The sequence below is a fragment of the Paenibacillus sp. UNC496MF genome, from assembly GCF_900113915.1.
Classification (GTDB): Bacteria; Bacillota; Bacilli; order Paenibacillales; family Paenibacillaceae; genus Paenibacillus_Z; species Paenibacillus_Z artemisiicola.
Window position 1 is genome coordinate 382176 of sequence record NZ_FORE01000011.1, and the last position, 18964, is coordinate 401139.

Below are 18964 nucleotides of genomic sequence, written 5' to 3' on the forward strand. Positions count from 1 at the left end.
TGACTGCAAACCTAGTATACGAGGTTATTCGAGCTACATATGAGTTCTAGCCGCGCTATGTTCGGACCGCACCTCCCGTTCGATCACCCTGAAGCTCGTCCGCTGCACGGTGGGTCCGCACGATTATGATAGCGCATTCATTTCTGAAATGACGCGCTATATCAAGGTTTATCGTATGTCCCCCTCCTCTAGCGCACCGCTAGCCGATGGCTCCGTTGTCGTTCCCCGCATGCGGATTCGCTTGCCTCACATACCAATTATCAGGAAGTTATTATGCTTTTACCAAAATGTAACACATACTATTTGGACCGTCAATTCGTTTTTTGACAGTAGTTATTAGATTAAGTTAGTATACTTTGTAAGCACATTATCTTATAATCAAGAGAAACAGAGCTTTCACTTCACTTGAAGGAGACGATTTATGGGCAAGAACGACTCGATATCGCCGAAGTATCAGCAGGTCAAGGATTATGTGCTTACGCAAATCGAAAACAACGCGCTCGGCAAGGACGGCCGGATCCCGAGCGAATCCGAGTTCTCGCAATTGCTGGATGTCAGCTCGATCACGGTGCGCAAAGCATTGAACGAGCTGGTCAACGAGGGGGTCATCTACCGCGTCCGGGGAAAAGGCAGCTTCGTGTCGAACCGGGGAACGGCGGCCGATGCGGCGACGCGCTACGTCACCTTCATCATTTCCGGCAATGAGTTATACGACAGCTCCTACTTGCAAATCACGAAGGGCGTCCAATCCTTCTTGAGCCAGCAGGGCTGCAAGCTGATCATCGAGTTCGTGGAAAACAACTTCGAGCAAGAGCGCGAGCTGATTATGAAGCTGATCCAATCGGAGACGCGCGGACTGTTGATTTATTCCGTCAACCCGAATGCCGCCAAGACTTACCTGCAGGAAATCCGCAAAAAGGCCATCCCGTTCGTCATGCTCGACCGCATCCCTTCCGGGTTCCCGGTCGATTGCATCACGTGCAACAATAACGACGGCGCCTACGAGGCCGTCGCCCATCTCATCGCCCATGGCCACCGGAACATCGGCTTTGCCGCCTACGACTTCTACTTGAGCGCGGAGGCCGAACGCTTCAACGGTTATCAACGCGCCATGCAGGACGCTTCCCTCGTACCGAACGACGAGACGTTGTTTTTCCGGCGGGAGCTGGATTACGACAAGCTGATCGCTGCCATCAAGCGCGGCGAGCTGACGGCCCTCTTCTGCGTCAACGACCGGCGGGCGCTCGAAATCATCGAACGGCTGACGCAGGAAGGCATAAGGATTCCCGAAGAGATCTCCATCATGGGCTTCGACGATTTCGAAAGCTCGAAGTTCGCCAAGGTGCCGCTAAGCACGGTCCGGCAAAATTTCGAAGCGCTCGGCTACGAGGGCGCGAGACTGCTCTTCGAGCTCGGCGGCGACGCCGTGCGCTGCCACAAGAAGATTCTGCTGTCGACCAGCCTTGTCATCCGGGAGTCGATCAAAGAGCTGTAGCGCACGAAGAAAACCCCGATTCGCGACGAATCGGGGTGCTTTTTTCTGTTTACGCTTGCTGCACGGTCTTAATCAATCCGGCCAAGGCATGCCTTGCATAACAAATCTCCTCGCTCGGTAATCTAACACAAGTCGAAGGTTGCGAACAAGGGAGGAACGACGCGTTGGCTGCCGACATAGGCGCGCACGAAAGGGTTGAACTGCGGGAGCTGTTGGCTGCATCCAGGAGCCATATCCGCACCATGAAGCTGTATCGACCGCATATCCGGGACCGGCAGCTGGCGCAGATTGCGGACCGACAGCTGCAATTGGCGATGGAGGGCTATGATCGATGCGTCCGGGCGGTCCAAGAGGCGGCTGCCCAAGCTCCGCCGAAGGCGGACGATCCCGGCCACCCGGCGCCTCTCGGCCCGGATGATCGAATAACCGATGCGGATGCCGCGGTTGCGTTGCTGAACCTTCATAAGACTTCGGCCGCGATGAAGTTCATGGCGGCGCTGGATTGCTCGCAGCCGCAGCTGCGCGATACGCTGCTTCAAGGCGCTCTCCATTGTGCCGAGCAGGCTTTCGAGACCTCGCGGTACTTGAATCGGAACGCGGACCGTCAAATGCCTGCGATGAAAGAGGGGACGCCGGAGCACTTGTCCGGAGAGATGAATCCCATGAATCTATGGAGGCAGAACGCGATCGCGTTCCACGGGCATTCAATACGCAAGCGCGAATAACCCGTTGATATGCGCCAAGTACCGCATGCCGCTTGCCTTCTTCATCAAAGACGCCGGCAGGCCTCTCAGTTCGAGGCCGCTCTCGCCGATCATGCCGATGCCGTCCTTACGTCCCAAGCTGGCGAGAGAACCGGAGTTCACCGGCTTGAACGCCGCCATTTTGCCGCCTTTGAAGAAAGCGAACAGGTTGCTTCCGACGAGTTCGCCCATTTGCCAGGCCAGCTGCGCGGTCTGCGGGTAGGGCAATCCGTCCGGTCCGAATACGATCGCGCAGTCCCCGGCAAGGAATACATCCGGGTGCGAGACGGATTGCAGATACTCGTTGACCGTCGCGCGTCCCCGATCAACGTCGATGCCGCAGTTCGCCACGAGCGAGTTGCCTTGAACGCCGCCCGCCCATATCACCGTACCCGATTCGATCGTCTGCCCGTCGGTCAGGCTGACCGACGAGCCATCCACGCGGCTGATCTTCCGGCCCGTCAAGAATCGCACGCCGCGAGCCTCGAGGCTCTTCGTCGCGCGCTCGACGAGATCCGCCGGGAACGCGGGCAGAATGGAAGATTTGGATTCTACCAAGTACAACGCGACGTCTTCGTAATCGACGCCGCGTTCGCGGCATATGCGCGGGAGCTCGTCAGCCAGCTCGCCGATCAATTCGACGCCCGTCAAGCCGCCGCCGCCGATGACGATGGTCGCGTCCGCCTTTGATTTTGAGCGCGCGTACGCGGCTATCCGGTCTTTGACGCGAGCGAAGATCCGATTCGCATCCGCGACGGATTTCAGCGTGAGGCTATTGTCCTGCAGCCCCGGAACGCCGACGAAGTTCGTTTCGCTGCCGAGCGCCAGGACAAGCGCGTCATAGTCGTAGGACATGCCGTTTTCCAACTCGACTCGCCGGTTTTCCGGATCGATTTTGGACACCGTGCCGATATGCAGATGGATGTCTTTGCCTCTGAGCAGATGACCGAGCGGCAGCGCGACGGCTTTCTCGGTCACGTTACCGGCCGCCAGACGATGCAGCTCGGTGATGATTTGGTGCGATTCGGATTGGTTAATGACCGTAATCGTCGCTTCCTCCGCCGTAAAATGCCGCCGCGCGGTAAGCGCGCCGAGCAGACCGCCGTAGCCCGCCCCCAGTATCAGAATTTGCTTGCTCATGTCTCCGTCCTCCCCGTTCGCTTCTTCGTTGTCCCATCATCTTCGCCTGCGCCAAGGCCGAATCCGTCACGATCCGAGACGGCGCGCGGTCACGTAATGCGCCTTCCAATAGCCCGAGTCAAGGCGGGTCAATTTGACGCCGCCGGCGCCATAGGCATTTAACATTTTGCCTTTGCCGACATAGATGCCGACATGCCCGATGATGCTGCCCCGGCTCGGTACGCGGAAGAACACGAGATCGCCTTCCTTCAGCTGCGGCTTCGCGATAAACCTTCCGACCCGGGCTTGTTCGCGGGCCGTGCGCGGCAGCTCGTAGCCGAATTTCTTGTATACGCGCATCGTAAAGGAGGAGCAGTCGAAATAATCGGTCGTCGCCGTGCTTACGCCGAATTGATAGGGCGTCCCCATGTAATTGTCCGCGTAATGGATCAACCTGGCGGCCGTCTTCGAGGACATGGCGTTCGCTTTCGGGGCTTGTCCGAGCCCGAGGCACGTCAAGCCGATCGACAGGCCCAGCCCGACGACGATTAATTTGCAGGACGTTTGCTTGATATTCATACCGATCGTCACCCTCCATGCTTTAAAATTCGTACAGCTTCCGGATGCGCAGCCGAGCTGCGTATTTTGTGCAAATGTCTGTTGTAAGACCGGCCTCCCCTAGAGACCGCTCATGTCCATTTGGGGCGGAGGCATCGGAATGAACGACGAACCCGCGCGCGAAAACGGCTTGCCCCCGATCACCACGCGGTCTTCGTTAAAGCGCTCTATGCATCCTCCGCCGGTCATTTTCTCATTCGTAACGACCATGACATAGCAGCCGAATAAATGGGCATTTTCAAAATCGGCGTCATGTTGAAGCGGGCTGTATGCCATTTTCGTTCCCATCCCTTCCTCTTGCCTATCCGATTTATAATCGATCGATTTGCAGGGAGACAGCTCGTCCATGAACTGCCTCGCCTCCATCTCCATACCGTACGAAGCTTGCCGATTAGCCTTTGAGCAATTCCCCGTTAACCAGCAATTTCAGCGTTCGGACGAAGAGCACGACGACGACGATGCTAAACACCACCAAAATAATGCCCGACAGCGCGATCAAGGGCCAAGAATCCGCGAACAGCGCGTATTTTAGCGCCGCGTTGCTGAGCGCGGCCATCGGGAAGCTGACTCCCCACCAGGAAGCGCCGAACGGGATCGTTTTCTTGAATACTTTGAAGAACAAGACAAGGAATAAAAAGAGTCCGAAGTAGAACAAAATCGAAGCGAATTGATCGATCCGCTGCTCGAAATTCGTATAGCCGAGAAAACCTACCTCGAACGGCGCGATCATAATGATCATGGATGGCGTTAACCCGGCCGGCATCGGCGCGTGATGAATCAATCGGGAGAAGATCAACGTGAAGTACACCAACGCGATCACGCCGCCTATCGCCAGCGATAACAGATTCACTTCATGCGCCCACGGAAACGGCATCGACCCTCCGGCCACCGAAATATCGAGGGTACCCACCACGGGTACCAGCGAAGCCGGAACCTTGTTCACCGGCTCATGATTCCCGTTCAACAATCGCGTGACGAAAACAAAACAAAGCGCTAATGCCGATACGGTGCCGACGATCCAGATCACCTGACCGAACCGCGTACTGTATACGCCGATTACGGAGGAGAGCAATAGAATCGCGATCGTAATCGTACCGAAAAAATTCCCGATAATCGGATGCCTGAATTCAGCCTTGACTTTCTGGCTGTAGTTCATCCATTTCGCGAGATACCCGATGCTTAACGCGATAAAGATCGCGATGGCGATCATTCCCGTTACGTCGGCTATGGCGGTGGAGGCGCCGAATACCTTGTTCGCCTCCCTCCAAGCCAAGGACAAGCCCGAGATCCCCATCACGGACGCAAATAAATTTACGGGCAAAAATTGAATGGAACCAATGCTTTTATGTTTCTCCATGGCAGTCGCTGCTTGCATGAACGGACACCGCTTTCTGGTTTTGTGTTACGGAGGCGATCGCGTGAAGTCGTTGAGATACGTCAAAAGGATCCGCTCCTTTATTCGTTTTCCTCCCGATCAGATCGGCTTTTCTCCTGTTGGCTCATTGTATGGGATGCAAAATCATAGATCAATACCGCTGTTACTATAGAAACCATAGATCAGAGCAATGATAAATCGAGGAAGACCGCTGCTTCGACGGTTGCTTCCCCCTTACGACGGCGCGGCCTCCTGCTTCAATTCCTTCACGTGAGCCGTAATCAGATCGATGAACCCGAGCGCGGCCTTGCCCATGTATTTATCCCGGTGATACGCAATCCCGACTTCCCTCGACAGCGCGGGATTCTGGATCGGAATGCGGAACAAGTCGTCGTAATCGTACATGTCGACCAGGGTCCGCGATAAGATCGTGCCGCCCGCGCCCGAACGAACGAGCTTGAACAACGATTCGATCGTCGTCGTCTCGATCAAGGGCACGAGCTTGCGGCCGGCCTCCGTGCACGTCGTGTCGATCAACTGGCGGCACCGGTGCGTTTCCGGAAACATGACGATCGGGACATTCAGAATGTCCTCGAAATTAATGGCCGAACGGCCCGCGTACGGATGATCCGAAGTCGCCACGAAATAGAAGTTTTCCCGATAGAGCGGAACCGTTCGCACGCGATCGTCCTCGACCGGAAAGATCGTCAAGGCGACATCCAACTCGTTTTGCAGAACCTGGTTCACGATATCTTCGTCGCCGATGAGTTTAATCCGGACTTTGGGGTATCTCTGATGGAAATCAAGCAGCAAGGACGATACCAATTGGTTCAATTCCCCGGGCAGCGCGCCGACCGTCAATGTGCCCCGCTCGATCTGCTGAAGCTCGTGAATTTCGTCGACGGCGCTCGCTAAATTGCCGAACGCCAGCTTGCAGTGCCGGAACAAAATCATGCCCGCCTCGGTCAACGCGATTTTTTTCCCGATGCGATCGAACAGCAAGACGCCGAGCTCGTCTTCAAGCGTCTTGATCTGATGGCTCAAGGAAGGCTGGGTAATGCCCAGCTTCACGGAAGCCCTCGTAAAGTGCAGTTCCTCCGATGTCGTGATGAAGGATTCCAGCTGCCGCAATTCCATTCGGGTCCCCCCTTTCTCTTCGTTGTCGGGAAACGCAACAGCCAAGCCAACGCCCATCCCGTTCGTCGGCTTAGTTTCCCCTCATGTCCGGCGCGATTATTTACTCGGGCTTCCCCCCGGGAGTCGCCCCGGTTTCGAACAACGCAACTATAACCAAATCGTTCTTCATCGATCAATGCCTCTTTTTCTATCAGGATCATAGTTTACTTCTATCAAAGCGCGGATGGCATCCAGTATTTGACTATCACCTGCAGAGATAGTACGTATCAGGATTCCGTATTTTACAACGCCTCGGCGTTGCGTTTAGAATTACTTCTAACGAGGCCATTCGTTAAGCGCGCATGCGGATTCCAATGCAAAAAGAAACCGAAAAAAACCGCGATAATCGCGGTTTTCAATCGTCTGCTTTTCTCCGGTCGGGAAGAACCTGCCCGTATGTCTGCCGAACCGTGCATCGTGAATCGCCGGTCAGCGGACCGCCAGCGACTTTACGCCGAGGATATGCTGAATATAGTCCTTCTTGCTCTGCGCGAGCCGTTCATCCGTCAAGTTGGACGTATCGTTTAACGCGAAATGAGGCAGATAGTCCGCGCTGATGAAATGCGCCAGCGCTTCGACCGGGCGGAGAATCTCTTGAAGCGTGAACCGGTTGAATCCGGTGGATTGGTAAGACGCTTCCGTGCCGTACGTCGAGATGGCGACGCCGATTTCCTTGCCGGCCGTCTTGCTGGCGTCCGATCCATAAGCCCAGCCGTACAGCAGGACTTCATCGAACCACTTCTTGAGCAGCGGCGGCGTGCTGTACCAATACAGCGGATATTGAAAAATAATGCGGTCATGGCTCTCGACTAGCTGCTGCTCCCGGGCGACGTCGATTTTCTCGTCCGGATAGGCCGCGTACAATTCGTGGACCGTGATCTCGCCGTGCTTTTGCAATTCTTCGCGCCATGCCTTATTGACGCGGGACGTCTCCATGTTCGGATGCGTAATGATGACCATGATTTTCATCGAATCGTCTCCAATCCTGGATAGTGATTGATTTTCACCTCGTTAGCCTGCCCCGATATCCGGTTTTGCCACGCCCGCCAGCCCGCGCGAATGATGTGGAACCGCTGCGTATAAGTTCCAGCTTCGAGCGGATACTACACCCGTCAAGGTCAATCGAAATCATCCCCTCGCCTCAATTATCCATGGAAAGAAAAGCATGATCCCATCAAAGCGGCTGCGAAAAGGAGATCGGACATTGGGTTGGAATATGCTGCAGACCAGAAGGTTTTTATGGGCCTATCTGCTTGTCGTTGTCATGCTGGTCGGCTCGGTGCTGCTTGATCAGCGGGACGTGCTGTTCCCTGAAATCGCGGGCATGGCGATGGGCGTCATCGTATTCCAAGTGCCGCACTGGATCAAGAAGCCTCTTCACTTGTGGCTTTCGCCCACGTTGGGAGCCTTCATCGGCACTTCCTTGAATTATGCGTCCCTGGCGCCGTTGATCAAATTATGGATCGGCCTTGTGATCATCGTCATCCTGATGCATCTATTCCGCGTCCAATTCGGACCGACGATCCCGGCTGCCCTGCTGCCGATCTTCATCGGCTTGCATGATTACGTGTTCGCGATTTCGACCGCGGTCTTTTCGTTTGTCATCATGTGGGCCGCTTACGCCGTTCGCACGCCCGAAAAGGCGTCGAAGGATCCGGTAAAATTCCGCAACGTCGCCGAAACGGTGACCATCACCCTTGTTTTAATGCTATGGATGGGCATCGTGGCCGCGACCGGTTTTGAAGCCCTGATCGTCCCGCCCGTATTCGCCCTCATCTTCGAGGTGTTTCATTCGAACTTCGGTTGGAAGCTCATTCCGCCTCGATTGGCCGTCTTAACGATTACGGCGCTTCTCTCCGTCGGCGTCTATCACCTATTCGGCGATTCGATCCTAACGGTCGGCGTCATCAACGTCATCCTTACGCTCTTGCTTTGCATCGCCTGCAAAACGCCCGTTCCCGTCGCGTTCGGCGTGTCGCTCATGCCGCTTATTTACCCCGCCTGGGGATCGTGGTGGTTTCCGGCAGGCGTCTTCGTCACGACGGGCGCCTTGATGTGCATCTCCGCCGCGAATCGTCAGATTCGCAATTCGCGAGCGGCGGCCGTGAACGAATAAAAGGCAGCCTCGCGGCTGCCTTTTTTATCGTTATTCAACGTACCGCCCGGCTCCTCCTATCGCCGCGAAGGGCGGTAAGCCGTTGACGGCTTCTTCGCGGCTCATGGCCGTTAAGCCGGTTCGCGTCAGTTCCAAGATGCCATAGGGGCGAAGCAGACCAATGAACGAATCGATCTTCTCTTGATCGCCCACGGCCTGGATGATCATGGTGTCCGCCCCGATATCGACGATCGAGGCGCGGAACGCCTCCACGATCCCGAAGAGATCCGGCCGCAGCCGGGCAACGGCGCTGACGCGGATAAGCGCCAGCTCGCGCTCGACGAACGGCGACGCGCTGACCTCCGCGATGCGGATCACGTCGATCAGCTTATGAAGCTGCTTGTTCGCTTGCTCGAGCAGTTTGTCGTCTCCGGTGGTCACGATGACCATGCGTGACAAGCCGGCTTCTTCCGACTCGCCGACCGTGATGCTGTCGATGTTGAACCCGCGGCGGCCGAACAATCCGGCAACCCGCTGCAGCACGCCGGGGTGGTCGTTGACAAGGACGGAAATCGTATGCCGCTTCATGCTTCATCCCCCATAATCATGTCGTCGATCGTGGAACCCGGGGTAACCATCGGGTATACGTTCTCCTCTTGACTGATCTGAAAATCAATCAGCACGGGACCCGGCAGTTCCAGCGCCTGCTTCCACGCTTCTTGCGCCTCCGCTTTATTCGTCGCCCGAAGTCCGGTCACGCCGTAGGCTTCGGCGAGCTTGACGAAATCCGGGCTTCCCGAGAGGTCCATATGGCTTAACCGGTTATCGTAGATGAGTTCCTGCCATTGCCGGATCATGCCGAGAACCTGGTTGTTCAAGATCACGATCTTCACGGGGATCCGGTAGATCGCGCATATCGCCAGCTCCTGCGCGCACATTTGGATCCCGCCGTCGCCGTTAACGGACACCACGAGGCGGTCCGGCCGGCCGACCTGCGCCCCGATCGCGGAAGGCAGCCCGAACCCCATCGTGCCCAGGCCGCCCGAGGTAATCAGCGAACGCGGCTCCGAATACCGGTAAAACTGGGCGGCCCACATTTGATGCTGGCCGACGTCCGTGGTAACGATCGCTTTGCCGCCGGTCGTTTCGCTGATCATTTCCATGACGTATTGCGGCTTTAATACGGCTGCCGAGTCCGTGTACCGAAGCGGATAACGCAGCTTGTTTTCTTGGATCTCCGCCAGCCACGCATCCGATCTCGCCGGCTTCGCATCCGCGTTCGCCAGCCGAAGGACGGATTTCACGTCGCCGACGCACGGGATCGCCGTCGCTACGATCTTGCCGATCTCCGCCGGATCGATGTCGATATGCGCGATCGTCTTCGCCTTTGGCGCAAAACCGCTTGTCTTCATCGTGACCCTGTCATCGAAGCGCGCGCCGATGCCGATCAGCAGATCGCAATTCTGCAGCGCTTTGTTCGCCGCATACGTGCCATGCATCCCCGGCATGCCCATCCATAATTCATGCGCGCTCGGGAAGCCGCCCAGTCCAAGCAGCGTCGTCGTAACGGGAATTCGCGTCTTGCCGGCGAATTCGAGCAATTCCAGCGACGCGCCGGAATGGATGACGCCCGCGCCCGCCAGAATAACGGGACGTTCCGCTTCCGCGATCGCTTGGATTAATTTGCCGACTTGGCCCCGATCCGGAATCGTCTCCGGCTCATAGCCCCGAATCCGCGGCGTGCCCGCCGGGTAGTCGAACCTCGCCTTCTGGCTCGTCACATCCTTCGGAATATCGATCACGACCGGTCCCTTTCGCCCGGTGGAAGCGAGATAAAAGGCTTCATGGACGATCCTCGGCAGCTCGTTGACATCGCGAACCAAATAATTGTGCTTCGTGATCGGCATCGTAATCCCGGTGATGTCCGCTTCTTGGAACGCATCCGTACCGATGAGCGGCGTTGCGACGTTGCCGGTTATCACGACCAGCGGAACGGAGTCCATATGAGCCGTGGCGATGCCCGTGACGAGATTCGTCGCCCCCGGTCCCGACGTCGCGAAGCAAACGCCTACTTTCCCCGTTGCCCGCGCATAGCCGTCCGCGGCGTGGATGGCCCCCTGTTCATGGCGCGTCAATACGTGCGCGAAGTCCGGGAGATCGTGAATGGCGTCGTAGATATGGAGCACGCTTCCGCCCGGAATGCCGAACACGCATTCCACGCCTTCAATCAGCAAGCTTCGGAGCAGTGCCTCCGAGCCGGTTATCCAATCGTTATTCAAGAGCTTTTGCATGCTCTCCTGCTTTGTGCCGCGCCTTTCGGTGACGATCATGATTTTTCCTCCCCCTGTCAGCGTTCGCCTCTACCGCGATTTAACGGACCCGTCGATCCAGGAACATTTGCCGTTGCCTCATTGTATGTAATTTGAATTTTCGGATCAATACCGCAATTTCTATGAACCTGATAGGCTGAGGCGATCGTTCGGGAAGCCGTTTCCGTCGTCGGGCATCGCGCATGTACGGGACCGCGAGGCAAGAAGCATCGAGGAGGCGGATAATAGAAGAAGGGCTGGATCATCGGCAACATTCGCAACGGCTTGAATCGGACAGCCTAGTTCATGCGCTGCCTCCTGCCGCGCGCTATGGAAGGGTCTAATTCGTTTGTCCTTTCAAGGCCGCGAAATAATCGAACACAACCTCGCGAAACTCCCGGGCGGCAGGCGATATGTACCGGCTCTTGTGCCACAATAACGCGATCTCCCGTACCACTTCGTGCGTCTCGATCTGGAGATACTTGATCTGGGCCCGATCGTTCCTTGCCGTGCTTGGGATGAACGCGATCCCGATTTCGGCTTCCACGAGATTGACCAGCCTCGCCGGTTCATCCCCCTCGTAGACATAATGCGGCGCGAAGCCTACCGATCTGCATACCTCGTCCATTAAATCGCGCGTCCCGTAGCCGGCCTTTACCCCGACGAACCATTCCTCCCTCAGCTCCGCCAAGGCGACGCTGCCGCGATCCGCCAGCCGATGCCCCCTCGGAACGGCGACAAGGATGGGGTCGATAAACACGATGCGGCATTCGATGTCATCCCGTTCGATCGGCGGCGAGGACAAACAATAATCCACTTCGCCTCTCTCCAGAAGCGCGATCATTTCCTGCGTCGTCAGCATTTGCACGTGAAATTGAATATGAGGCCGCTTCTGTCGAAAGTTTCGAAGGATGTAGTGCAATACGCTTGCGCTCGTCACCCCCAATTCAAGCGTGCCGTGATCCGGGCTGGATAGATCGTTCAGCTCCAGCCTGCCCTGGTCCAATTCGAACAAGGCCCGTTCCACCCGGCGCAGGTATCTTCGACCGTAATCGTTCAACTGCAGCCTTCTGCCTATACGATCGAACAGCTGGACGCCGAGATCGTCTTCCAGGCGTTGAATCGTCTTGCTTAACGACGATTGCGTCACATGCAGACGACGGGCGGCTTCGGTCACATGCTCCGACCGGGCTACCGCGAGAAAATAGTGCAGCTGAAGAAGTTCCACGTTCGCACGCTCCTATTCATTCCTTCTGGTTAATAAGAATATAACATGAAATGCGTTGGAATAAATAAACGCGATCGATTATGATGGCGTTACGAGAGTTCGGGAACGAGAAATGAGGAATGTTCATCTTGAATCGTAAATTCATTGTTTATCTGGTCGCCTTCGCCGCTTTTTTCGGTCCGTTCACGCAGACCATCTATACTCCTGTTTTGCCTGAGGTTGCCCGTCAGCTCCATTCCACCTCTTTCGTCGTCAATTTGACGATCTCGGTGTTTACCCTATTTCTGGCCATCATGCAGATGATCTATGGCCCGCTCACGGACATCAAGGGGCGCCGCAAGGTCATGCTGCTGGGCATCGCGCTGTACGTGATCGCTTCGGCCGGCTGTTTTTTCTCCGGGACGATCGCCCTGCTCCTGGTCTTCCGCGCGCTGCAGGCGATCGGCATCGCCGCCGGATCCGTCGTGGCCGTCACGGTCATCAGCGATTTGTTCGAAGGCAAAGAACGCGGCGAAGCGATGGGCACCTTTCAAATGCTGGTGTCGCTCGGCCCCGTGCTCGGGCCGGTGGTCGGCGGCTTCCTTAGCGGCTTGTTCGATTTCCACTCCGTGTTTCTCGCGCTGGCGGCAACGGGCATGCTTGTGCTGGTGTTCAACTATCTCTTCTTGAAGGAAACGAAGCCGGACAGCGTTCAAGCAGGCCGCTTTCAGCTGCGGGACTTTGCGGGGATTCTTCGGCATCGCATCGGATCGTCGATCATTTACCTTGGGTTTCTTCAGTATTATACGTTTTACTATTTTCTTGTCTTCCTCCCGAACATTTTAACCGATCGCTACGGCTTGTCGGCCGAGCAAAAGGGGCTGGTCTTTCTGCCGATGTCGCTCGGAATCGTGGTCGGCAGTTATGTCGGCGGGAAGATCCAGGCACGGTTCGAAGGCGAAAAGCTGGTCGTGCTGACGAGTTATCTAAACGCGATTTCGTTGTTGATTTTCCTGATCGTCTATTCGATCTCGCTGCCTTGGCTGCTGGCCGGCATTATCGTATTCGGGTTATCCCTCGGGCTCTCGCTCCCGGTGCAGACGACGCTGCTGACGGGCGCGTTCACGAAGAACCGCGCGACGGCCGTAGGAGCCTATAACCTCTTTCGCTATATGGGGATGGCTTGCAGTCCGATCGTCGGCAGTCTGTTCTACCGGATAGGCGGCTATGTCCTGTTGTATGGTTTTATCATGATCGTCTATCTGGCCTTTGCCTTGCTGCTGTCGCGGCGACTCCTCGGCGCGCAAGCCGTCAAGCCCGCGTCATAGAGGCTGCCGACATGGGATTAACGCAGACCCACCGCTCCGGCGGCGGGTCTTCGCTTGTTCTTAGAAGGCCGTCCCGGTGTTTTCAGGAATAGCTTTCGTTAATGGCTTTCATAAATATCCTATCGGCGAACGCTTTCTTTCGGTACAATGGACATGATACCGACTACTTAAACCATTCGAACCGGGAGGAACAGGCAAGATGATCGAATCATTCGAGCAGCTTTTTGAATCGGCACAGGTACGACGGTTGCTGGAGCAGATGTACGGCAGCGAAGAACGAGAGCAGCAGGTCCGCAGATATCGCAGGGCGATGGACAGCTACCAAGCGCAATACGGAGAGCCCGCGGCACTGAGCTACTTCAGCGCGCCGGGACGCACGGAGATCGGCGGCAATCATACGGACCATAACCATGGGAAGGTGCTGGCGGCCAGCATTCAGTTGGATACGATTGCGGCTGCGGCGGCCGTGGACACCGGGGTCATTTCCGTCATTTCCGAAGGGTATCCGGGCATCTCGGTCATCCGTCTGGACGATCTGGAGCCGCAGGCCGGCGAGAGCGGAACGGCCGCGTTAATCCGCGGGATCGCGCACGGCTTCCGTCAGCACGGGTACCGGATCGGCGGGTTCAACGCCAGCGTCGGCAGCACCGTTCTTCCGGCATCCGGTCTCAGCTCCTCCGCCTCTTTCGAAATTCTGATTTGCCAAATACTGAGCACGTTCTACAATAACGGCGAGCTGGATGCGGTCATGATGTCGCGCATCGGCAAGCATGCCGAGAATCTGTATTGGAACAAGCCGTCGGGGATGCTGGACCAGATGGCCTGCTCGTACGGCGGCATGATCGCCATCGACTTCAAGGAGCCGGCGGAGCCTCGGATCGAACGGATTCCGGGTACCTTCGAAGCCGCGGGTTACAGCCTGGTCATCGTCGGCACCGGCGGCAACCATGCGGACCTGACGAACGATTATGCGTCGATTCCGAACGAGATGCGGGCGGTGGCGCAAGCCTTCGGCGTCGAGGTATGCCGCGATTTGACGGCGGAGATGATCTACGGCCGGCTCGCGGAGCTTCGCGAAACGGCGGGAGATCGGGCGGTGCTGCGGGCGCTGCATTTCCTGGACGAAACCGACCGCGTCGACCGTCAGGTCGAAGCGATCAAAGCCGGCCGTTGGCAGCACGTGCTGAAGGATATTACCGCTTCCGGGAATTCCTCGTGGAAATGGCTGCAGAACATCTACCAAGAATCGGTGTCCCGCGAACAAGGGATTGCGCTGACGCTCGCCATCACCGAGCGGTTTATCGACCGGCTGGGCGACGGCGCCTGCCGCGTGCACGGCGGCGGCTTCGCGGGCGTCATTCTGGCCGTGCTGCCGCATGCGGCGGTCGCGGAGTACCGGGAGCTGATCGGGCGTACGACCGGCACGGAACTGTTCAAGATCCGCGTGCGCGAGATCGGCGCGGTATGCTTGAATACGCTCGCGTAGGGCCGCGGAATATGTAACGCGCTTCTATTCCATACCTTCATACTGATAAGAACGGCAGCCGATCCTCCGATCGGCTGCCGTTTTATTGAACGCGATTCATGCTGATGCTTAACGTTTCCCAATTGAGGCGTCATTCCGAACCTTCGACGATTACAAAAAAGCCGCGATTAACGCGGCTTAAGTCAAAGCTTGTTCGAGGTCAAGCGTTAGTCGCTCGCCGAGGTGCCAAGATCGTCGGAACGTCCGGCTGCGAGGCGGGACCACTGGGCGGTCGGGCGGCCGTTCAGCCGAAATTGCCCGCCCTTGGCGTCCCAATGCCGCGGCCAGCCCTCGGGCGAATCCTCCCAGAACTCCTGCCGGCCGTAGACGGTCAGGTCGAGCAATCCGTACGACGGAGCCATCGGCTCGTTGCCGCGGCCGGTGGTCCAGTACGTCTCGTAGACCTTGTCGCCGTCCCGGAGATAACTGACCAGGATCCCGAAGTGCCGGTTTGCGATCAGCCGGTCCACGGAAGCCGGAGGGACCGAATACCAAGGAACCGTCCATCCCATGAAGTCGCGGTACCGCGAGCTCTCCTCGTACGGCCCTTGGCAGAACGTCGCGTAGCTCACGTCCCGGGAATGCAGATAGGACAGCTCGCTGATATGGGTCGTGGAGAAGGTACAGCCCTCGCACTGCCGCGCGGCGGTCTTGCCGGCATGCCACATCTGATAGTACACGATCAGCTGGCGGCGGCCTTCGAACGCGTCGAGCAGCGTGACCGGGCCTTCCGAGCCGACCAGCGGGGCGGTCGCGTCCGTCTCGACCATCGGGAGCCGCCGGCGGACTGCCGCGATGGCGTCGCCTTCGCGCGTATGCGCTTTCTCCCGGATGCGCAGCGCATCCAATTCGGCCTGCCAAGCGGCCCGGTCGACCACGGCGGGCTGGCCGGACTTGTTGTCGGTTGGATTCATGGGTTCCCCCTCCTACAGGTGTACGACGATCGTGCCGGATTCGACGGTGACGGGATACGTCTCCACTTCCGGCGACGCCTCGGCTTCGATCGTCACCTCATAAGTTTTGACCAGGCACTTGTGCGGGTCGAAGATCGATTTGCCGGTGGTAATGTCGAATTCCCAGCCATGCCATGGACAGCGCACGATCTCGCCGTCCCGGCCGTACGCGTATTCGCCGGGCGCCGAAGGAAGGGTCATGCCGGTTACGGTACCGACGCAGAGCGGCGCGCCCTGATGCGGACAGCTGTTTTTGAGCGCGTAAAACCGGCCGTGCACGTTAAATACGCCGATCGGGCGTCCCTCCACGACCAACGTTCTTCTCGTTCCCGCCGGGAATTCGGCGACTGTCCCAACGACGTGGCTTCCCATGCCGTTCGCCTCCTTTAATCAAGCCTGTACAGCTCATGCGCGTTGTCGAAAAAGATCCGGCGCCGCAGCGGCTCCGGAAGCTTCGGAAACGCGCGGGTCGGGGAATCGAAATCCCAATGCGGATAATCGCTGGAAAACATGAGGATATGCTCGGCGTCCATCATCTCGAAGATTTGCAGCAAGTAAGCGTCGTTGTCCGGCCGTTCCAGCGGCTGCGACGTAATCCGCACGTGATCGCGCAAGTATTCGCTCGGTTTGCGTTTCAGCCACGGGACCTCGTACCGGAGCGCTTTATATTCCGCGTCCAGCCGCCACATCAAGGGAGCCAGCCACGAGACGCCGCCTTCGACGAGGACGATTTTAAAGCCGGGAAACCGCTCGAATACGCCTTCCGTCAGGAAGCTGACCAGGTGCGCCTGGAACCCGAGCGACAAGCAGGTGTGCCACTCGATGTAATGGGTCGGATACCCCGGGGTCGGCTGCACGTTGATGCCCATTCCGTCGGTACCGGGGTGAATGGCGAACGGCAGGCCGAATTTCTCGCATGCCTCGTAGATCGGATAGAACTGCCGCTGGCCGAACGGGGCGCGGGCGCCGGAATCGGTCATGACCTGGACGAAATGCGGATGGCCCGCCCACCGCTCGATTTCGCGCGCGGCGGCATGCGGGTCCTGCGTGTTCACCGTGATGGAACCTTTGAATACGCCGTCCGCATTGTATTTGCTCAACCATGTATCCGCGAGCCAGTCGTTATAAGCCGCCGCGATGGCGTTGCCGAAATCGGGGTCGGGGTGCAGGTTGCAAAACGCGCGCGGCATGAGAATGGCATAGGCATGTCCGTACTCGTCGATGAGCTGCTTGCGAAGCAGCTCCGGATCGGAGCCCGACGGATCGCCCTGCGGCGGTCTTGCGTCCAAGCGGTCGCCGTGCACGGGATTGCCGTAAAAGCCGCGCCCGCCTCCGTTATAGCGTTCCCGCCACGGCTGCTTCATGTAGGAACGGATCTCCTCCGCGTTTCTCGGGTAGGGATGCACGTCGCAGTCGATGATGCCCGTCCGCGTCTTCCTCGGTTCGATCGTGGTTTCCGTCTGCTGCTCCATCCTTTCGTTCGCCTCCCTTACATGATTGAAACGGCCGTCTCCCGCACCTTGCTCTCGTTGACCTCCAAGCCGAGCCCCGGACCATCCGGCACGAACAGGTAACCGTCCTTGAATTCCAATTGATTGTGAAAGAGCGCCGAGAGCTTCTCGTTATGCCCGGTGAACTCCTGATGGTACATCGCGTTGGAGACGGACGCGCAGAAGTGAAGGCTGGCGGCCGTTCCGATGGTCGGCTGGGTATTGTGCACGACGATCGGTTTGCTCCAAGCTTCGCACAAAGCGGCGATTTTTTTGGCTTCCGTGAGTCCGCCGCATTTGACCAAATCCGGCTGAATGATGTCCGCCTTGCCCTGCAGGATCAGATCGCGGAACTGCCAGAGCGTGTATTCATGCTCTCCCGCGCTGACCGGGGTATCGAGCGCATCCGCGACCTGCGCCATGGCCAAGTAGTCGTATTGCGGCGTCGGTTCCTCGAACCAGGCCAGTCCGACGTGCTCTTCGAGATAACGCCCGATCTGAATGGCTTTATGCGCGGTGTAGCCGTTGTTCGCGTCGAAGCCGATTTTCACCTCGTCGCCTACCGCGGCGCGGATCGCTTTCATCATCGGAATCGCGGGATCGTTCGCGATCTCGCCCCGCAACGGCCCGTAATTCATGCGCAGCTTCAGGACCGTAAACCCGTTCTCCACCTGGGCGCTCATGATGCGGGCCACGTCGTCGGCCGTCGCTCTTCCGTCCCAGCCGTAGCTGTAATAGATGTTCACCCGATCCCGGAATCGTCCGCCCTGCAGCTGATAGACCGGCTTGTTCGTCGCTTTGCCGATAATGTCCCACATCGCGAGATCGATCCCCGACATGGCTTCCGATTGCGCGCCGGACGGGCCGAGCTTATAGGGCGCCAGCAGCATCTTCTGCCACAGCACCTCCGCGTCGAAAGGGTCCCCGCCGATTACGTGCGGCTTCAAGGCATGCACGGCCATGGCCTGCAGCACATGTCCGCCCATGGGCGAGCATTCCCCCCATCCGCTGATCCCTTCGTCCGTCTCCAATTTGACGAACAAACTGCCCCAAGGAAAAAGAAACGTGGTCATGTTGGTGATTTTCACGGCTTTGCCTCCTTACAGAAGAATATTTAATATATTTTATATATTCTGATTTTGTAAGAAATCTCCTTCAACAGGCTCGAATTTTCCCGAACGCGCCAGGCTTGCAACAAAAAAATCCGCTCAAATGGTAATATCCCCTCATGGTTGACAGCGAAGAAAAGCCCATTGGTACAATGGACTTAAAAGCTGCAATCGGAGGGGATTTTTTTGGCGAAAAAGGGACAACTATTTTTCCAATACACGGCACAATTAAAAAGCGAGGCTATTCGTCTTTATGAATCAGGTGTAAGCTCTCGCGAAGTAGCGAAACAATTGAATATTCGTAGTAAAGCTCAAGTGTTGGATTGGGTTAAGAAATCCCAAAATGGTGTTTCATTAGAGGATGGTCGTGGACAGCATTCATCCCTCAGAGGTCGACCTAAAACGAAGTTCGCAAGTCTAGA

General features: G+C 57.3%; 19 protein-coding genes. 6 read left to right on the forward strand and 13 right to left on the reverse strand.

Annotated elements, in window-relative coordinates; genetic code table 11:
* Positions 1-421 precede the first annotated feature (421 nt).
* Both BMZ79_RS21285 and BMZ79_RS21290 read left to right on the forward strand, forming a co-directional pair.
* Positions 422-1495: a GntR family transcriptional regulator gene (locus tag BMZ79_RS21285; protein WP_090643489.1), complete on the forward strand. Its 1074-nt coding sequence runs from the start codon at positions 422-424 to the stop codon at positions 1493-1495.
* A gap of 242 nt (positions 1496-1737) precedes the next feature.
* Positions 1738-2220, forward strand: coding sequence for a spore coat protein (locus BMZ79_RS21290; RefSeq protein ID WP_143089018.1), 483 nt, complete (start codon positions 1738-1740; stop codon positions 2218-2220).
* Here the strand turns inward: BMZ79_RS21290 and BMZ79_RS21295 are convergent.
* From BMZ79_RS21295 to BMZ79_RS21320, 6 genes are all read right to left on the reverse strand, one after another.
* Complete coding sequence (locus BMZ79_RS21295) at positions 2200-3378, reverse strand: NAD(P)/FAD-dependent oxidoreductase (RefSeq protein WP_090643495.1); 1179 nt, start codon at positions 3376-3378, stop codon at positions 2200-2202. The two genes, BMZ79_RS21290 and BMZ79_RS21295, sit on opposite strands and share 21 nt — an antisense overlap.
* Positions 3379-3444: 66 nt before the next feature.
* Positions 3445-3936 (reverse strand): C40 family peptidase, encoded by a 492-nt coding sequence (locus BMZ79_RS21300; protein WP_090643498.1) that lies wholly within the window; start codon positions 3934-3936, stop codon positions 3445-3447.
* 99 nt (positions 3937-4035) lie between these two features.
* Positions 4036-4323: a hypothetical protein gene (locus BMZ79_RS21305; RefSeq protein WP_143089019.1), complete on the reverse strand. Its 288-nt coding sequence runs from the start codon at positions 4321-4323 to the stop codon at positions 4036-4038.
* Positions 4324-4366: 43 nt separating this feature from the next.
* Positions 4367-5350, reverse strand: a complete 984-nt coding sequence (locus BMZ79_RS21310; protein WP_090643503.1) for an SLAC1 anion channel family protein — start codon at positions 5348-5350, stop codon at positions 4367-4369.
* A gap of 234 nt (positions 5351-5584) precedes the next feature.
* Positions 5585-6487, reverse strand: coding sequence for a LysR family transcriptional regulator (locus BMZ79_RS21315; RefSeq protein ID WP_090643510.1), 903 nt, complete (start codon positions 6485-6487; stop codon positions 5585-5587).
* A gap of 468 nt (positions 6488-6955) precedes the next feature.
* Complete coding sequence (locus tag BMZ79_RS21320; protein WP_090643513.1) at positions 6956-7495, reverse strand: NAD(P)H-dependent oxidoreductase; 540 nt, start codon at positions 7493-7495, stop codon at positions 6956-6958.
* 235 nt (positions 7496-7730) lie between these two features.
* Here BMZ79_RS21320 and BMZ79_RS21325 point away from each other — a divergent pair, with 235 nt between their 5' ends.
* Positions 7731-8642 carry a hypothetical protein gene (locus tag BMZ79_RS21325; RefSeq protein WP_143089020.1) on the forward strand — a complete coding sequence of 304 codons (912 nt, stop codon included), beginning with the start codon at positions 7731-7733 and terminating at the stop codon, positions 8640-8642.
* 30 nt (positions 8643-8672) lie between these two features.
* Here BMZ79_RS21325 and ilvN read toward each other — a convergent pair whose 3' ends face one another.
* The 3 genes from ilvN to BMZ79_RS21340 all read right to left on the reverse strand — a co-directional run bounded on the left by ilvN (position 8673) and on the right by BMZ79_RS21340 (position 12158).
* A complete protein-coding gene (gene ilvN / locus BMZ79_RS21330; protein WP_090643518.1) occupies positions 8673-9209 on the reverse strand; it encodes an acetolactate synthase small subunit in 537 nt (178 codons plus the stop codon).
* Positions 9206-10951: a biosynthetic-type acetolactate synthase large subunit gene (ilvB, locus tag BMZ79_RS21335; protein ID WP_090643520.1), complete on the reverse strand. Its 1746-nt coding sequence runs from the start codon at positions 10949-10951 to the stop codon at positions 9206-9208. The genes ilvN and ilvB overlap by 4 nt, the downstream gene beginning before the upstream one ends.
* A 319-nt stretch (positions 10952-11270) precedes the next feature.
* Complete coding sequence (locus BMZ79_RS21340) at positions 11271-12158, reverse strand: LysR family transcriptional regulator (RefSeq protein WP_090643523.1); 888 nt, start codon at positions 12156-12158, stop codon at positions 11271-11273.
* 119 nt (positions 12159-12277) lie between these two features.
* Here BMZ79_RS21340 and BMZ79_RS21345 point away from each other — a divergent pair, with 119 nt between their 5' ends.
* A complete protein-coding gene (locus tag BMZ79_RS21345; protein ID WP_256252933.1) occupies positions 12278-13465 on the forward strand; it encodes an MFS transporter in 1188 nt (395 codons plus the stop codon).
* Between the two features lie 199 nt (positions 13466-13664).
* A complete protein-coding gene (locus BMZ79_RS21350; RefSeq protein WP_090643525.1) occupies positions 13665-14951 on the forward strand; it encodes a galactokinase in 1287 nt (428 codons plus the stop codon).
* A 206-nt stretch (positions 14952-15157) separates the two neighbouring features.
* Here the strand turns inward: BMZ79_RS21350 and BMZ79_RS21355 are convergent, their stop codons facing one another.
* The 4 genes from BMZ79_RS21355 to BMZ79_RS21370 are packed head-to-tail and all read right to left on the reverse strand — an operon-like array spanning position 15158 to position 18521.
* Positions 15158-15904, reverse strand: a complete 747-nt coding sequence (locus tag BMZ79_RS21355; protein ID WP_090643528.1) for a DUF899 family protein — start codon at positions 15902-15904, stop codon at positions 15158-15160.
* A gap of 12 nt (positions 15905-15916) precedes the next feature.
* A complete protein-coding gene (locus BMZ79_RS21360; RefSeq protein ID WP_090643531.1) occupies positions 15917-16315 on the reverse strand; it encodes a Rieske (2Fe-2S) protein in 399 nt (132 codons plus the stop codon).
* A 14-nt stretch (positions 16316-16329) separates the two neighbouring features.
* A complete protein-coding gene (locus tag BMZ79_RS21365; RefSeq protein WP_090643534.1) occupies positions 16330-17415 on the reverse strand; it encodes an amidohydrolase family protein in 1086 nt (361 codons plus the stop codon).
* A 17-nt stretch (positions 17416-17432) separates the two neighbouring features.
* Complete coding sequence (locus BMZ79_RS21370) at positions 17433-18521, reverse strand: mandelate racemase/muconate lactonizing enzyme family protein (protein WP_090643536.1); 1089 nt, start codon at positions 18519-18521, stop codon at positions 17433-17435.
* A gap of 207 nt (positions 18522-18728) precedes the next feature.
* Between BMZ79_RS21370 and BMZ79_RS33695 the strand changes: the two genes are divergently transcribed.
* The coding region (locus tag BMZ79_RS33695; RefSeq protein WP_143089021.1) for a transposase at positions 18729-18964 on the forward strand (236 nt) is incomplete at its 3' end.

Bases quoted from the DNA above. Each gene is read 5' to 3' on its own strand.
- BMZ79_RS21285 (WP_090643489.1), top strand. From the start codon at position 422: ATGGGCAAGAACGACTCGATATCGCCGAAGTATCAGCAGGTCAAGGAT.
- BMZ79_RS21290 (WP_143089018.1), top strand. From the start codon at position 1,738: ATGAAGCTGTATCGACCGCATATCCGGGACCGGCAGCTGGCGCAGATT.
- BMZ79_RS21295 (WP_090643495.1), bottom strand. From the start codon at position 3,378: ATGAGCAAGCAAATTCTGATACTGGGGGCGGGCTACGGCGGTCTGCTC.
- BMZ79_RS21300 (WP_090643498.1), bottom strand. From the start codon at position 3,936: ATGAATATCAAGCAAACGTCCTGCAAATTAATCGTCGTCGGGCTGGGC.
- BMZ79_RS21305 (WP_143089019.1), bottom strand. From the start codon at position 4,323: ATGGACGAGCTGTCTCCCTGCAAATCGATCGATTATAAATCGGATAGG.
- BMZ79_RS21310 (WP_090643503.1), bottom strand. From the start codon at position 5,350: ATGCAAGCAGCGACTGCCATGGAGAAACATAAAAGCATTGGTTCCATT.
- BMZ79_RS21315 (WP_090643510.1), bottom strand. From the start codon at position 6,487: ATGGAATTGCGGCAGCTGGAATCCTTCATCACGACATCGGAGGAACTG.
- BMZ79_RS21320 (WP_090643513.1), bottom strand. From the start codon at position 7,495: ATGAAAATCATGGTCATCATTACGCATCCGAACATGGAGACGTCCCGC.
- ilvN (WP_090643518.1), bottom strand. From the start codon at position 9,209: ATGAAGCGGCATACGATTTCCGTCCTTGTCAACGACCACCCCGGCGTG.
- ilvB (WP_090643520.1), bottom strand. From the start codon at position 10,951: ATGATCGTCACCGAAAGGCGCGGCACAAAGCAGGAGAGCATGCAAAAG.
- BMZ79_RS21345 (WP_256252933.1), top strand. From the start codon at position 12,278: ATGTTCATCTTGAATCGTAAATTCATTGTTTATCTGGTCGCCTTCGCC.
- BMZ79_RS21350 (WP_090643525.1), top strand. From the start codon at position 13,665: ATGATCGAATCATTCGAGCAGCTTTTTGAATCGGCACAGGTACGACGG.
- BMZ79_RS21355 (WP_090643528.1), bottom strand. From the start codon at position 15,904: ATGAATCCAACCGACAACAAGTCCGGCCAGCCCGCCGTGGTCGACCGG.
- BMZ79_RS21360 (WP_090643531.1), bottom strand. From the start codon at position 16,315: ATGGGAAGCCACGTCGTTGGGACAGTCGCCGAATTCCCGGCGGGAACG.
- BMZ79_RS21365 (WP_090643534.1), bottom strand. From the start codon at position 17,415: ATGGAGCAGCAGACGGAAACCACGATCGAACCGAGGAAGACGCGGACG.